Source organism: Pelomonas sp. BJYL3 (assembly GCF_027257975.1).
In the GTDB taxonomy this organism is placed as follows: domain Bacteria; phylum Pseudomonadota; class Gammaproteobacteria; order Burkholderiales; family Burkholderiaceae_C; genus Roseateles_B; species Roseateles_B flavus.
In genome coordinates, this window is sequence record NZ_JANZKX010000005.1 from 212009 (window position 1) to 224716 (window position 12708).

Annotated in this window: 13 protein-coding genes; 1 reads left to right on the plus strand and 12 read right to left on the minus strand. The window is 69.6% G+C overall.

Annotated features, from left to right (window positions below; translation table 11 throughout):
- Positions 1–8 precede the first annotated feature (8 nt).
- From O9Y01_RS16535 to O9Y01_RS16545, 3 genes are read right to left on the minus strand one after another with little or no spacing between them, the layout of a single operon-like run.
- Positions 9–926, minus strand: a complete 918-nt coding sequence (locus O9Y01_RS16535; RefSeq protein ID WP_269632702.1) for an ATP-grasp domain-containing protein — start codon at positions 924–926, stop codon at positions 9–11.
- Positions 923–1798 carry a hypothetical protein gene (locus tag O9Y01_RS16540; RefSeq protein ID WP_269632703.1) on the minus strand — a complete coding sequence of 292 codons (876 nt, stop codon included), beginning with the start codon at positions 1796–1798 and terminating at the stop codon, positions 923–925. Before O9Y01_RS16540 ends, O9Y01_RS16535 begins: the two co-directional genes overlap by 4 nt.
- On the minus strand, positions 1779–3647 hold the full coding sequence (locus tag O9Y01_RS16545; protein WP_269632704.1) for a S8 family peptidase: 1869 nt from the start codon (positions 3645–3647) through the stop codon (positions 1779–1781). The genes O9Y01_RS16540 and O9Y01_RS16545 overlap by 20 nt, the downstream gene beginning before the upstream one ends.
- A 216-nt stretch (positions 3648–3863) precedes the next feature.
- Between O9Y01_RS16545 and O9Y01_RS16550 the strand changes: the two genes are divergently transcribed.
- Positions 3864–4115 (plus strand): hypothetical protein, encoded by a 252-nt coding sequence (locus tag O9Y01_RS16550; protein ID WP_269632705.1) that lies wholly within the window; start codon positions 3864–3866, stop codon positions 4113–4115.
- A 309-nt stretch (positions 4116–4424) separates the two neighbouring features.
- Here the strand turns inward: O9Y01_RS16550 and O9Y01_RS16555 are convergent, their stop codons facing one another.
- The 9 genes from O9Y01_RS16555 to O9Y01_RS16595 form a co-directional block, all read right to left on the minus strand.
- Complete coding sequence (locus O9Y01_RS16555; protein WP_269632706.1) at positions 4425–5192, minus strand: ABC transporter ATP-binding protein; 768 nt, start codon at positions 5190–5192, stop codon at positions 4425–4427.
- A gap of 4 nt (positions 5193–5196) precedes the next feature.
- The gene (locus O9Y01_RS16560) at positions 5197–6315 is read right to left on the minus strand and encodes a succinylglutamate desuccinylase/aspartoacylase family protein (RefSeq protein ID WP_269632707.1); all 1119 of its coding nucleotides are present in this window, start codon (positions 6313–6315) and stop codon (positions 5197–5199) included.
- Positions 6316–6368: 53 nt separating this feature from the next.
- Positions 6369–7055, minus strand: a complete 687-nt coding sequence (locus tag O9Y01_RS16565; protein WP_269632708.1) for an ABC transporter permease — start codon at positions 7053–7055, stop codon at positions 6369–6371.
- Positions 7056–7067: 12 nt separating this feature from the next.
- Positions 7068–7760 carry an ABC transporter permease gene (locus O9Y01_RS16570; protein ID WP_269632710.1) on the minus strand — a complete coding sequence of 231 codons (693 nt, stop codon included), beginning with the start codon at positions 7758–7760 and terminating at the stop codon, positions 7068–7070.
- A gap of 140 nt (positions 7761–7900) precedes the next feature.
- Positions 7901–8692 (minus strand): ABC transporter substrate-binding protein, encoded by a 792-nt coding sequence (locus O9Y01_RS16575; RefSeq protein ID WP_269632711.1) that lies wholly within the window; start codon positions 8690–8692, stop codon positions 7901–7903.
- A gap of 72 nt (positions 8693–8764) precedes the next feature.
- On the minus strand, positions 8765–9733 hold the full coding sequence (locus tag O9Y01_RS16580) for an alpha/beta fold hydrolase (RefSeq protein WP_269632712.1): 969 nt from the start codon (positions 9731–9733) through the stop codon (positions 8765–8767).
- Between the two features lie 4 nt (positions 9734–9737).
- Positions 9738–10511, minus strand: coding sequence for a sulfurtransferase (locus O9Y01_RS16585; protein ID WP_269632713.1), 774 nt, complete (start codon positions 10509–10511; stop codon positions 9738–9740).
- 49 nt (positions 10512–10560) lie between these two features.
- Complete coding sequence (locus O9Y01_RS16590) at positions 10561–11535, minus strand: hypothetical protein (RefSeq protein WP_269632714.1); 975 nt, start codon at positions 11533–11535, stop codon at positions 10561–10563.
- 7 nt (positions 11536–11542) lie between these two features.
- Positions 11543–12538 (minus strand): peptidylprolyl isomerase, encoded by a 996-nt coding sequence (locus O9Y01_RS16595; RefSeq protein WP_269632715.1) that lies wholly within the window; start codon positions 12536–12538, stop codon positions 11543–11545.
- Between the last annotated feature and the right edge of the window lie 170 nt (positions 12539–12708).

Below are 12708 nucleotides of genomic sequence, written 5' to 3' on the forward strand. Positions count from 1 at the left end.
GGCTGCGCTCAGTGCAGCGGCTCGGCCCCCCGCAGCAGCCGGGCCAGCGAGCCGGAGATGTCCTGGCCGGTCGCGTCCTCGAAGAAGCTGTAGCCCGGGCTGGGATTGGCCTCGAAGCAGTAGGTGAGCCCGTCGTCCGCCAGCATCAGGTCCAGGCCCACGAAGGGCAGCCCCAGGACCTGCGAGGCGCGCAGGCAGCGCTCGCGCGTGCGGGGCTCCAGGGTGGTGGGCCGCAGGTGGGCGTCGCCGCCCTGGCGCGAGGCATAGCGGTAGTCCACCACGTCCGCGTCGATCTCGGTGGCATGGACCTCCTGCCCCACCACATGCACCCGCACATTGCTGCCCCGCAAGCGCTTCTGGAACAGGGTGGGGCAATGGCGCAGGCGGTCCAGGCGGGAGCGGGCCTCGTCGTCCAGCTCCCGCACGATGGAGCGCACGCCGCTGGCGGACTTGTAGATCAGGGGCCCCTGCTCGGCCTCGAAGGCCAGCACCTCCGCCGGGTCGTTGCTCACGAGGCTGGGCGGCACGGCAAAGCCCAGCCCGGCGAGCAGGCGCAGCTGGTAGGGCTTGGAGGCGTTCGACCCCATGGCCGACACGCGGTTGACCACCGTGCCCGGGAAGAGTTCGCCCAGCTCCGCCCAGGCCTGGCACCACAGCTGCTGCTGCAGGGCCGAGGCCTGCGAGCCGCTCCCCGGTCGGCCGAAGGGACGCAGGTAGATCCCCTGGACGGCCTCGAGCGCCTGGGACCGCCCTCCATGGGCAAAGCTGCCCGTGAGGCGTCCTCCAGCCAGGGCATGGCGAGGCAGCTGCTGCGCCTCAGTCTCCGGCCGCAGCCACAGGGGCTGGACGCCCTGGTGTCGAAGGGACTGGACCAGCAGTTCACAGGGGCTGTCGCTGCCGATGATCAGTACGGGGGCCTGGCTCATGGGTGGAGCTCCTCTGCTGGCAAGGTGGTGGGAGGCGGCCGCCAGGCGTCGCCGCCGGCGGCGGTGCGGGGCAAGACCTGACCCCGCCGGTCCGGGCCCAGGCCCAGGCAGGCCAGCAGGGCGGCCTCGAGGGCGGTATCCAGCTGGCGCAGTTCGGGGCGCGGGTCGGCACGGTCCAGCACCCAGCGGCCGGCGCCGTCCCTGCAGAGCCAGACTTCCAGCAGGGCCAGGTCCAGCCGGGCGGCAAAGGCGGGCAGGGCCGAGGTCCAGTAGCGCAGGGCAGGCTCCATGGCCGCACGGGACTGCACATCCGGCAGACACTGTGAACCCAGCACCAGCAGGCGGCGCTGCTCGCGCCCTGGGGGCGGGGGCGAGGTCTCCGGCCAGGCCGGCAGCCCGGCATGGCTGGCCTGCAGCCGCCACCAGCTGGGCGAGCCCTGCGGCCCGCAGAGCCCCGTGGGATGCGCAGGGTTCAGCACGGGGCAGGGCAGGCTGGCCAGCCAGAATGACAGGATGGCCTGCCATTCCTGCTGCTGGTAGGCCGCGTCCGCGTGCGTGCCGGCCAGCTGGGGCGGGCCCAGGCGGTTCAGCACCGCCCGCAGGCGATGGCCCTCGATGCGGTGCGGGCCCAGCTGCAGCGCAGACCGGGTCCGGCCTGCGCTGTCCATGCGCAGGGACCAGTGCCTGGCCTGCAGCAGCGCCGGGGCGGGCAGGCTCAGGAGCTCGCCGCCTTGCGCCCGGGCAGCCAGTGCCAGGCAGCGCCGCAGGGGCTCTGCGCTGGCATCGTCCAGCTCGTGCAGCAGCAGCCACAGCGGGCCTTCGGCAGAGCCGCCCTCGCGGACGGCTCCTGGCTCACTGGCCCTGGCTGCCATCGTCCGATCCCCCACCGACCAGGGGCCGCAGCGCTTCAGGAATGAAGTGCTCCTGGCCTCCCAGGCCCTGGAGCTGCAGCATCTGGGCCAGGCTCTGCACGGTGGCCTCGAGCGCCGCCAGGCGTGCTTCGCTGCTGGCCGCTTCCGCCGGCGTGCGGATGACGCCGCCGCCGATGCCGCCCTCGAAGACGTCCTTCTCCTTGTCCTTTTCCTTGATTGGCTTCTCGAGCTCCTTGATGTCCTTCTCCTTGAGCTCCTTCAGGTCCTTTTCCTTGAAGTCCTTGATGTCCTTGTCCTTGTCTTTCTCCTTTTCCTTCTCCTTGACATCCTTGATGTGGTCCTTGAGGTCCTTCTCCTTCAGGTCCTTGTCCTTGATCTCCTTGAGCGTCTCCTTGAGGATGGGCTTGGGGAAGAGCTTGCCGTAGATCTCGCGCAGATTGGGCCGCTTGCCGATGCGCTGGCTGACCGGCCGGCCGGGCTCGTCCTGCTGGGGTGAGCCGGTGTTGCGCAGCATCTGGCGGGCGCTGGCGGGCGTCATCAGCGGCTTGCCGGCGGCACGCAGCCAGCCCTGCACGCAGCCCAGGGCACCGACCACGATGGGCGAGGCGCTGGAGGTGCCGGAGAAGGTGTCGGTGTACTGGGTGTTGCTGCTGTTGTTCTGCAGGTCGCCGTAGCCGGTGCTCGTCACCTCGCGGCCCCAGCCCTGGCAGTCCACGGCCGAGCCGTAGTTGGAGAAGCCCAGGCGCGAACGGTCCGCACCGTGGTTGCGGCCGTGCGTCCCGGGAGGCGGTGCGCCGGCGCCGACCAGGATGGCGCCGCACTGCGGGTTGTTGCGGTTGAAGGGGTTGCGCCAGCTCTGCGGGAAGCCGGCCGGGCGGACGCTGTAGAGCGCGTCGTCCAGGTTCTCGGCGCCGTTGCCCGCGGCTTCCACCACGAGGATGCCCTTGGCGGTGGCGTAGAGGATGGCGGCGAAGTCATCAGGCCACCACTCGATGCCGATATAGCCCAGCTGGTCGTCGCGGGCCTGGAAATTGTGGCGCGGGCCGGCGCGGTGGATCTCCAGCAGAATGATGTCGCCCGGGCCCAGGCGGTCGGCCGCCTTGCGGATGGCCGCGGCGGAGGGGTTGGTCACGAAGGAGATGGTGGAGAGCTTGGCATTCGGGGCGATGCCCATGATGCCCAGACCGTTGTGGTCCCCGCCGATCTCGCCCAGCACGGCGGTGCCGTGGTGGTTGTTGGCCGAGTTCGAGCCGTCCAGCAGGCCACCGGAGTTGGCCAGCAGGTCTTCGTGGCTGAAGTTCCAGCCCCATTCCAGATCGATCACGCGGCCGCCGTCGCCGCGGCCGCCGGGCTTGGTCCAGGCGAAGCGGGCGTCGATGCCGGCGGGGGCGGCGTCGAGGTAGATCTGGCGGGCGTTGAAGTCGGGCGTGGGAGCCGGGGCGCTGTCGGTCGGGGCGGGCATGCCGTTGGCCTCGCCTTCCTCGCGGTAGACCGGCGGCTCGCCACCGGGCTTGAGGTAGGCGCCTTCGATGGACTCTTCGTTGAGCAAGTCAGCGATCAGCTTCTTGGGGTTCTTCACCTCGCCGCTGACCACGTAGTAGCTGCCGGGGTCGGGCGTCTCGCCTCCCGCGTGCTTCATCATGGGTTCGCTCATCACGGAGCGGACGGCCGCCTCGTTGTCGCCGAACAGCGGCTCCAGGCTGAGCTTGCCGCTCTTGAGCAGGCTGTTGAGCCCGCTGACCTTGGCGCCGGGGCCGGCGCTGACCGTGGGCATGCCCTTGGGCGAGCGCAGTGCGGCGGAAGTCTTGGCCACCACGATGATCTCGGGGGCGGAATAGGTGTCTTTCATTGAGCCTCCTTGTGGACCGGCAGGCGCCGGCTTAGGCTCAGTGTCGAAAGCGGCGAAGTCGCTCTCAAGTCCCCTTAGTCCCCAAGCTTGAGGACGCCAATGCTTCGAATCCCTAAGGCATAGGCCCGTCATTCAAGGGGTGAGGCCCCAAAGGCTAGGGGGCTCGTTTGGGGGGGCGCGCCTCATGCTGCGCCATCAACGAGTCAGGAGACCTGCATGGACACACCGGCACAAGCCGTCCTTCTGCTGCAGCCCGGCGCCCCGCTCGCGCCCCTGCAGCCCCTGCTGAAGCAACTGGGCCTGGACGCCCGGCCCATGCATCCCGGCAGCAACGATCCCACGCTTCAAGGCTGGTACACCCTCAGCCATCCAGACGCCGCCCAGCTCGACGCCGCCCTTCGGCGCCTCCAGCAGGCCCCGGGCGTCGACGGCGCCTACCGCAAGCCCGAAGGCGAGCCACCCGGCTGAACGCACCAGGGGGTCAGGTCTTGTCAACTCCTCCCTGGCCAGCCCCACCACGAAACGCAAAACGGGACCCGCCCAAGGTCCCGTTTTGCCCTCAACAGAGCCCGAGGATCCGGCTCCGCCGGTCCTACGGGCTCGCCCCCCTGGGGGGGCCGGCGCCAGCCGGCAGGGGGGGCACTTCAGCCCCACCACGAAACGCAAAACGGGACCCGCCCAAGGTCCCGTTTTGCCCTCAACAGAGGCCGAGGATCCGGCTCCGCCGGTCCTGCAGGCTCGCCCCCCTGGGGGGGCCGGCGCCAGCCGGTAGGGGGGCTACTTCAGTCCACCACTGAGGAAGGCCTTGAGCCGCTCACACTGAGGCTTGATCAGGATCTCCTTCGGATGCCCCTGCTCTTCCACCCGGCCCTGGTGCAGGAACAAGGTGTAGTTGGAGACCTCGCGGGCGAAGCCCATCTCGTGGGTGACGACGATCATGGTGCGGCCTTCGGCGGCCAGGTCGCGCATCACCTTGAGCACTTCGCCCACCAGCTCGGGGTCCAGCGCGGAGGTGGGCTCGTCGAAGAGCATCACCTCGGGCTCGACGGCCAGCGCGCGGGCGATGGCCACGCGCTGCTGCTCGCCGCCCGAGAGCTGGGCCGGGTAGACGTCCTTGCGATGCGCCACGCCCACGCGGGCCAGCAGGGCCTCGGCCTTCTCCAGGGCCTCGGCCTTGGGCACGCCCAGCACGTGCACGGGAGCCTCGATGACGTTCTCGATCACGGTGCGGTGGGCCCAGAGGTTGAAGTTCTGGAACACCATGGCCAGGCGCGAGCGCCAGTGCTGCAGCTGCTTGGCATCGGCGGCCTTGAGGCTGCCGTCGCGGTCGCGGACCAGCTTGAGCTGTTCATCGTGCAGCCACAGCTGGCCTTCGTAGGGTTGCTCCAGCAGATTGAGGCAGCGCAGGAAGGTGCTCTTGCCGGAGCCGCTGGAGCCGATCAGGGTGATCACATCACCCTTGTTGGCCGTCAGCGAAACGCCCTTGAGCACCTCGCGCTCGCCGTAGCGCTTGTGCAGGTTCTCGACTTTCAGGCTGGCACTCATCTCGTCAGGCTCCCAGCAGCTTGCCGCTGCGCAATGCATTCAATCCGGCCACCTTGGCGACGCGTGCGCCCGCGGTGACGAAGCGCAGGTTGTCCCGCGCAAAGAGAAGACCGTCCACCGGGCTCTTGAGCTCGGTCAGCCGGGCGGTCACGGGGTCGATCACATGGGCGAGCACCTCGCCCTCGCGGACCTCCTCGCCCGGCTGCCGCAGAAAGGTCAGCACGCCACCCACGGGCGACTTGATGGGCATGGAGCCGGCCAGCGGGCGGGCGTCCCCCTGTGCCGGCGGCACGGGCTTGGCCTCGCCGGCCAGGGCGCCGCGCCAGCGGAGGTAGTCGACGATGTTGGCGGCGTCCTGCTCAGCCAGCGCGTGTTCCACGTCCTGCTGGCCGCGCAGCTCCACCGTGACCGAGAGGCAGGCCTGCGGGATCGGGAAACGGTCGCCGAAGTGGCGCTGCCACTTCCACCACACCTGCGAGCAGGCTTCGTCGAAGGGGTTGTCGCCGGAGTCCGTGGCCAGCAGGGTGACGCGCGAGCCGAGGAAGCGGGCGAGGGGATCGCACAGGTCTGCCGCGGGGGTCTCGCAGTAGAGGTGCAGCACGGCCTGCGCGTCGCAGTGCAGGTCCAGCACCACGTCGGCATCGCAGGACAGGCCCATCAGCGTGCGGCGCAGGCTCTGCAGCTCGGTGTCCACGGGCTGGGCCAGCACGGCCTTCTTCAGCTCGCGGCGCAGCACGGCGATGTTGCGGGCCGGGTCCGGGCCCAGCTCGGGCTCGGCGGCGCGGGCCGCGGCCTCGATCTGGTCGGGGTAGTGGCGGTTGAAGTTCTCGCCCGAGAGCAGCTCGAAGCGCCCGAGATGGCCCTGCAGCAGCCACTGCGCGAGGCCGATCGGGTTGGCCATGGGCACGAGCACGATCTCGCCCCGGATCTGGCCGGCGGCCTCCAGGGCATCGAGCTGGCGGCGCAGGTGCCAGGCGGTGAGCATGCCCGGCAGCTCGTCGGCATGCAGGGAGGCCTGGATGTAGACCTTGGGGCCCTGGCCAGGCTGGCCGTAGTGCAGCGAGACCAGCTCGCGCTGCGTGCCCGGGGCGGGGGAGAGAAGGGAATGGGTCTGGATCTGCATGGTGAGGACTCCAGCGGGGCACGCCCGTGGCGCACCCGCCTGTCGGCGCGGGCTCAGCGCGGCATCAGCGGCTTGAGCCAGCGGGCCTCGGCCTTGTGGAAGAGGCCGACCAGGGTGAGCGTCATCAGGAAGTAGAAGACGGCGGCGGTGATGAAGGCCTCGAAGGGGATGTAGTGGGTCGAGTTCACTTCACGGGCAACGCCGGTGAGGTCCATCAGCGTCACGATGCTGGCCAGCGAGGTGCCGTGCAGCATGAAGATGGCCTCGTTGCTGTAGGCCGGCAGGGCGCGGCGCAGGGCCGAGGGCAGCACGATGCGGCGGAACATCACCCAGGGGCTCATGCCCAGGGCGCGTGCGGCCTCGACCTCGCCGTGAGGCAGGGCGCGGATGGCGCCCGCGATGATCTCCACCGTGTAGGCGCAGGTGTTCAGCACGAAGCTCAGGCAGGCGCAGAACCAGGCCGAGCTGAAGTACTCCCAGGCCCAGCTCTGCTGCATCCACTCGAACTGGCCCAGGCCGTAGTAGATGAGGAAGAGCTGCACCAGCATGGGCGTGCCGCGGAAGACGTAGGTGTAGAACCAGATCGGGCCGGAGATCCACTTCCTGCGGCTCACCCGCAGCACGGCCAGCGGGATGGCGGCACTCAGGCCCAGGGCCAGGGAGATGGCCAGCAGCTGCAGCGTGACCCAGGCGCCCTCGAGGTAATGGGGCCAGTTCTCTTGGATGGCTTCGAAATTCATGGCGCGCTCCGCTCAGAAATGGCTCTGGCGCACGCCGATCGACAGGCGCTTCTGCAGCCAGTTGAACAGCAGCTCGGAGAGCGTGGTGAAGCCCAGGTAGATCACCGCCACCGCGGCATAGAACACAAAGGGCTCGCGCGTGGTGCCCGCTGCCTGTGAGCCGCGGGTCATCAGGTCATGCAGGCCGATCACGGAGACGATGGCCGTGCTCTTGATCAGCACCAGCCAGTTGTTGGACAGCCCCGGCAGCACATGGCGGAACATCTGCGGGAAGGTGATGCGCCAGGCGATCTGAGCGGGCGACATGCCATAGGCCAGGCCCGCCTCGCGCTGCCCCGGTGGCACGGCCAGGAAGGCGCCGCGGAAGGCCTCGGTGAGGTAGGCGCCGAAGATGAAGCCGATGGTCAGCACGCCGGCCACATAGGGGTCGATGTCGATGTACTCGTCATGCCCGAGAGACTGGGCGATCGAGTTCACCGCCACCTGGCCGCCGAAAAAGATCAGCAGCATCAGGACCAGGTCCGGCACGCCGCGGATCAGCGTGGTGTAGACATAGGCCAGGGTCTTGGCCCACCGCCAGCGGGACAGCTTGGCCATGGCCCCGAGCAGGCCCAGCACCATGGCCAGGGCCATGGAGGCGAGGGCCACGCTGAGCGTGATCACCGAGCCTTGGAGCAGGCTGGGCAGGAAACCGTGCAGGAACATCGGTGGTGGTACTGCGAGATAGAAAAACCGAGGCGCCCCCGGGTCGCGGCGGGCGCCTCCTTGAATCGAGGTCCGGGCGCATTATCAGCGCATCCGGACCTGCGGGGGCGGGGCCCCCTGGCGGCCTTGCTTGGCCGAGATTACTTGGCCGAGATGTCGTACTCGAAGTACTTGTCGTTCAGCTTCTTGAAGGTGCCGTTGGCCTTGACGGCGGCGATGGCGTCGTTGAACTTCTTGGCCAGGGCCTTTTCGTCGGCCTTGCGCATGCCCACGCCGGAGCCGATGCCGAAGTACTTGACGTCGTCATAGCTGGGGCCCTGGAAGGCGAAGCCCTTGCCGGCCGGCGTCTTCAGGAAGCCCTGGTCCACGGCCACGAGGTCGGCGATGGTCAGGTCGATGCGGCCCGACTTCAGGTCCAGGAAGGCCTGGTCCTGGGTGGCGTAGCGCACGATATTGCTCTGCTTGAAGGTCTCGGCCACGAACTTCTCGTGGATGGTGGCGCGCTGCACGCCGATCTTCTTGCCCTTCAGGCCGGCGGGGCTGAATTCGAACTTGGCGTCGGCCTTGGCCGCGAAGCGGGCCGGGGTGTTGTAGTAGGGGTTGGAGAAGGCGATGGCCTTCTTGCGCTCGTCCGTGATGGACATGGAGGCAATGATGGCGTCGATCTTCTTGGCCTGCAGGGCGGGGATGAGGCCGTCGAAGTCCTGCTGCACGAGGGTGCATTCGGCCTTCATCTCGGCGCACATGGCCAGGGCCAGGTCGATCTCGAAGCCCTTGAGCTTGCCGTCAGCACCGACTTCCGAGAACGGAGGGTAGGCGCCCTCGACGCCGATGCGGATCTTCTTCCAATCGGGGGCCTGGGCCGAGGCGCTGATGGCGCTGAAGCCCAGGGTGGCCATGGCGGCCAGTGCGATCAGATGGCGTTTCTTCATGGGGTCTCCTGCTCGTCTTGCGAGACTGGGTTGGAAAAACTCGATCTTGCATGGCCGCAGCCGGCGCTCGCATCAGGGTTTGAGCGAGTGCAGGAAGTCCTGCACCGGCCCAAGCGTCTGCTGCGGGTCTTCCTCCTGCGGCACATGCCCCAGGGTATCAAAGACCACCAGCCTGCTATTTGCAATGCTTTGTTTCAGCTGCCGGCCATAGGCCAGCGGGATCAGACGGTCGCGCCCGCCCCAGAGGATGAGTGTCGGCTGCCGGATCTGGGGGAGCATGTTCGCATAACGCCCGGGCTCCAATTGCGCAAATCGTTGCACCAGGGCTGCACGGTTGCCCTCGCGCAGGGTGAGCTCGAAGTAGCGGTCGACCAGGGCGTCATGGACCTTGGACGGATCACCGAAGACGTTGCGCACGCTGCGCTCCACCATCTGGCGCGGCAGCAGCTGCGAGGCCAGGCTGCGCAGGCCCGGCAGGCGTGCCACGCGGAAGGCCAGGGGCACCGATTCGGACTGGAACTCCAGCCCGCCCGCATCCACCAGCACCAGGGCCTGGACGTGCTCGCCATGCTGGGCCGCGTATTCCCAGGCGATCTGCCCGCCCAGGGAATTGCCGCCCAGGACCACGCGATCCAGCTTCAGGTGGGTCAGCAGGGCGTGGAGGAAGTCGACGTAGCTGGCGTCGTGGTAGTCCCCCAGCACGCTGGGGCCGGTGAGGCCGAAGCCGGGGAGGTCCAGGGTGATGACGCGCCGCTGCCGGCTCAGCACCTTCACCCAGGGCTCCCAGGTGTGCAGGCTGGCGGAGGTGCCATGCAGCAGCACGAGGGGCGCCTCGGTGCCCCGCGGCCCTTCGTCGCGCAGATGCACTAGCTGGCGCCGGCCCTGCCAGGGCAGCTCGATGAAGTCGGAGGGCGGCGGGGCCCAGCGTGCGACGAGCGACTCCAGCGGCCGCTCCGGGGCTTTGAAGGCCGCGGCCCCCAGCGCCAGCACCACGATCAGCAGCCCCAGTCCACGCAGCAGCCAGGCGCCCAGGGTCTTCATGGGGTCAGGCCTTGCCTGCCGGCTTGAGTTCGGAGGAGGGGGCCAGCCCGGCGTCCAAGGCCTCGCGCTGGTCGAAGACGAAGCAGCTGCCGTGGTAGTGGGCGCCGTCGGTCTCTTCGAAGTACTTGAGGATGCCGCCCTCGAGCTGGTAGACGGGGCCGTCCAGGCCCTGCTGCTGCAGCACGATGGCGGCCTTCTCGCAGCGGATGCCGCCGGTGCAGAAGCTCACCACGGTCTTGCCCATCAGCTCGTCCTTGTGGGCGGCGAGGGCGGCGGGGAACTCGGTGAACTTGTGGATGCGCCAGTCGATGGCACCGTCGAAGGTGCCGTAGTCCACCTCAAAGGCATTGCGGGTGTCCAGGGTCACGACCGGGCGGCCGTCGTCGTCATGGCCCTGGTCCAGCCAGCGGCGCAGGGTGGCGGCTGGCAGGGCCGGGGCGCGCGGCAGCTGGTCGGGCCGGATCGCGGGCATGTTCATGCGGATGATCTCGGGCTTCACCTTGACCAGCAGCTTGCGAAAGGGCACGGACGCGCTCCAGCTTTCCTTGGGCGCCAGCTCGGCGAAGCGCGGGTCGGCCTTCAACAGCGCCACCCAGCCGCGCACGCCTTCGGCTGAGCCGGCCAGGAAGAGGTTGATGCCTTCCTCGGCCAGCAGCACCGTGCCCTTGAGCCCGCGGGTCAGGGCCTCGGCATGCAGATGCTCGCGCAGTTCGGCGGCATCGGGCAGGCCGACGAAAAGATAGCAAGTGATGTTGAGGACGGGCGCGGGAGACGACATGGCGCCGCATTCTAGGCCGCGGCAGCACCGCGCCCGGCGCTGTCCGGCGTCAAGCCGGGTAGCAGGCCGCGACCAGGCCGGCCAGGGCCTGGGCACGTGGACGCCGGCCCTCCAGAAAGGGCCGCCAGTGGGCGTCCAGCGGCTCGACCGCAAAGGCCCAGCCCCGCCCGAATACGCCACGGCGCTGGGCGTAGGGGAGGTAGTCCCGGCCGGACACCGACAGCAGGCGCTGCGTCACATGGCCCACCGTGTAGAACTGGACGGCGTGCCACAGCTGCTTGCGGTCCTGCAGGCCGCGTGGGGCGAGCAGGGCCTCGATGTCCTCGCGGAGGCGGTCGTCCATGCCGGTGTGGCTGGCTTCGTGGAAGAGCATTTCCAGCGCCGCGTCACCCTGGTAGTCCTCGCGCAGGCTGGGCATGACCGTGTGCGGCGGCTGGCCGTCGGTGTAGGCGCCGCGTCGGTCGCCGCTGAGGGGGACGAGGTCGACCAGGATCAGCTCGGGCAGGGCGGGCTGGAGCACGGCCTCGAGCCGCTCGCGCAGCGCCGATCCCCAGCGGCTCAGGCGCGTGCGGGCCTCCTGCATCCAGGCCTGGTTGGCCGCGTCATGGGCCGGCCAGAGCTGCCGGCGGTACGGGGCGGCGGCCTGGCTCAGGGCCTGAGCCAGGGGCTGCAGCGCGGCCTCCATCGCAGGGAGGGGCTGCGAGTCACCGAGGCCCAGCAGGGCCAGGCGCAGGGCCTGGAAGCGATCGTCGTTGAGCAGATCCTGTTCGGCGAAGGCGTGGCGGTAGGCCTGCAGCGCGTCCAGCCAGTCCTGCGTCTCCTGGGCTGACCAGCCCTGGGGCTGGCGCCAGTCGCCGCGCTGGCTGCTCGGCTGGAAGGCCTCCGCCAGCGTGTGGTGGAGGTTCATCCAGAAGCGGCTGCGAAGCCGGAAGGGCAGGGGGCGCGCTGGGGTCAGGTCTTGCGCGACGCCGGCCAGAGGGGCTGCCCCGGCCGCCAGGAGCCCCAGGACCTGTCGACGATCCACGGGCGTCTCAGGGAGCGCTGCGCACCGGGGGCAGCGCACTGCACAGCTCCACCTTGGCCGGCTCATGCACGAACCAGCCGCCGCCGCGGAAGCGCCGGCTGTTGAGCCAGGCCTGCCAGGTGGCGGTGTCGGTGCGCAGCACCTCCAGGCGCGGGCGCTCGGCCTCGGGAATGTCGGCCAGCACGCGGACGCGGGTGATGGGGGTGCGCTCCTCGGCCTTCTCGTAGAAGCCCAGGGCGCCGGTGCCGCGGGGCAGGCTGCTGAGTTTTTCCATGCCCTGCAGCACACGGCCCACGGTGGTGATGTTGAGGTCCAGGGCGCGCGGGGCGTGGCCAATGATGGCGTAGAGGCCGCTGCCGTCGCTGGAGTCGGGCTCGTTGCCGCGGGCGGCGCCCACGATGCTGTTGCAGTGGGCGAGCCAGGCGCGGCCCTTCCGGGGGTCGACGGCGACAGGCCAGCCATCCACGAAGCCGACCTTGGCCGCCCAGGTGTCGCGTTCGGGCAGCGGGGTGAGCTTCAGTCCCTTCAGCGGACGGGAGAACTCCGCCGGGGCCTTGCCCAGGTTGTCCGGCTTCTTGCGGGCCTTGGCCTCATCTTCTTCGGCGTCGCCCCATTGGGTCACGTAGTTCTCCTGGGAGCGGATGACGGCCAGGCCGTCGAAGTAGCCCGCGCGGGTCAGCTTGACGATGTTGGCCGCATGGGCCGGTGCGAAGCTGCTGGCCAGCTCGATGATGACCATGCCGCTGGGCAGCTCCATCTGGAGGGCCTGTTCGGGGTTCACGGCACGCCAGTCGGAGGGTTTGGCGGCGGCCAGGACGTCGGCGCTGGAGGGCTTCTTGCCAGGCGCCGGGCCGGCCGGCCTGGCTGCAGGCTGGGCAGCCGCGGGGGCCGGTGCGGCCGACTGGGCACAGGCCAGCGAGGCGCTCAGCAGACCGGCGCAGGCGCCGAGCGCCAGGACCAGGGAGCGGGGACGGGACGGGCGATCTTGGCGGCGTTCTTGCATGAGTAATCTCGGCGTCAGCAGGGTTGGCGGGGCAGCATACGGCAGGCAGCCCGAGGTGGCGTCCCCGAATGATCCCTGAGTCCCGCCCGCTCGGGCGCTCAGCGCCCGCCGGGCCCGCACCGCACCCGGCAGCGCGCCCGCAAACTCGCCCGCAAACTCGCCCGCAAACT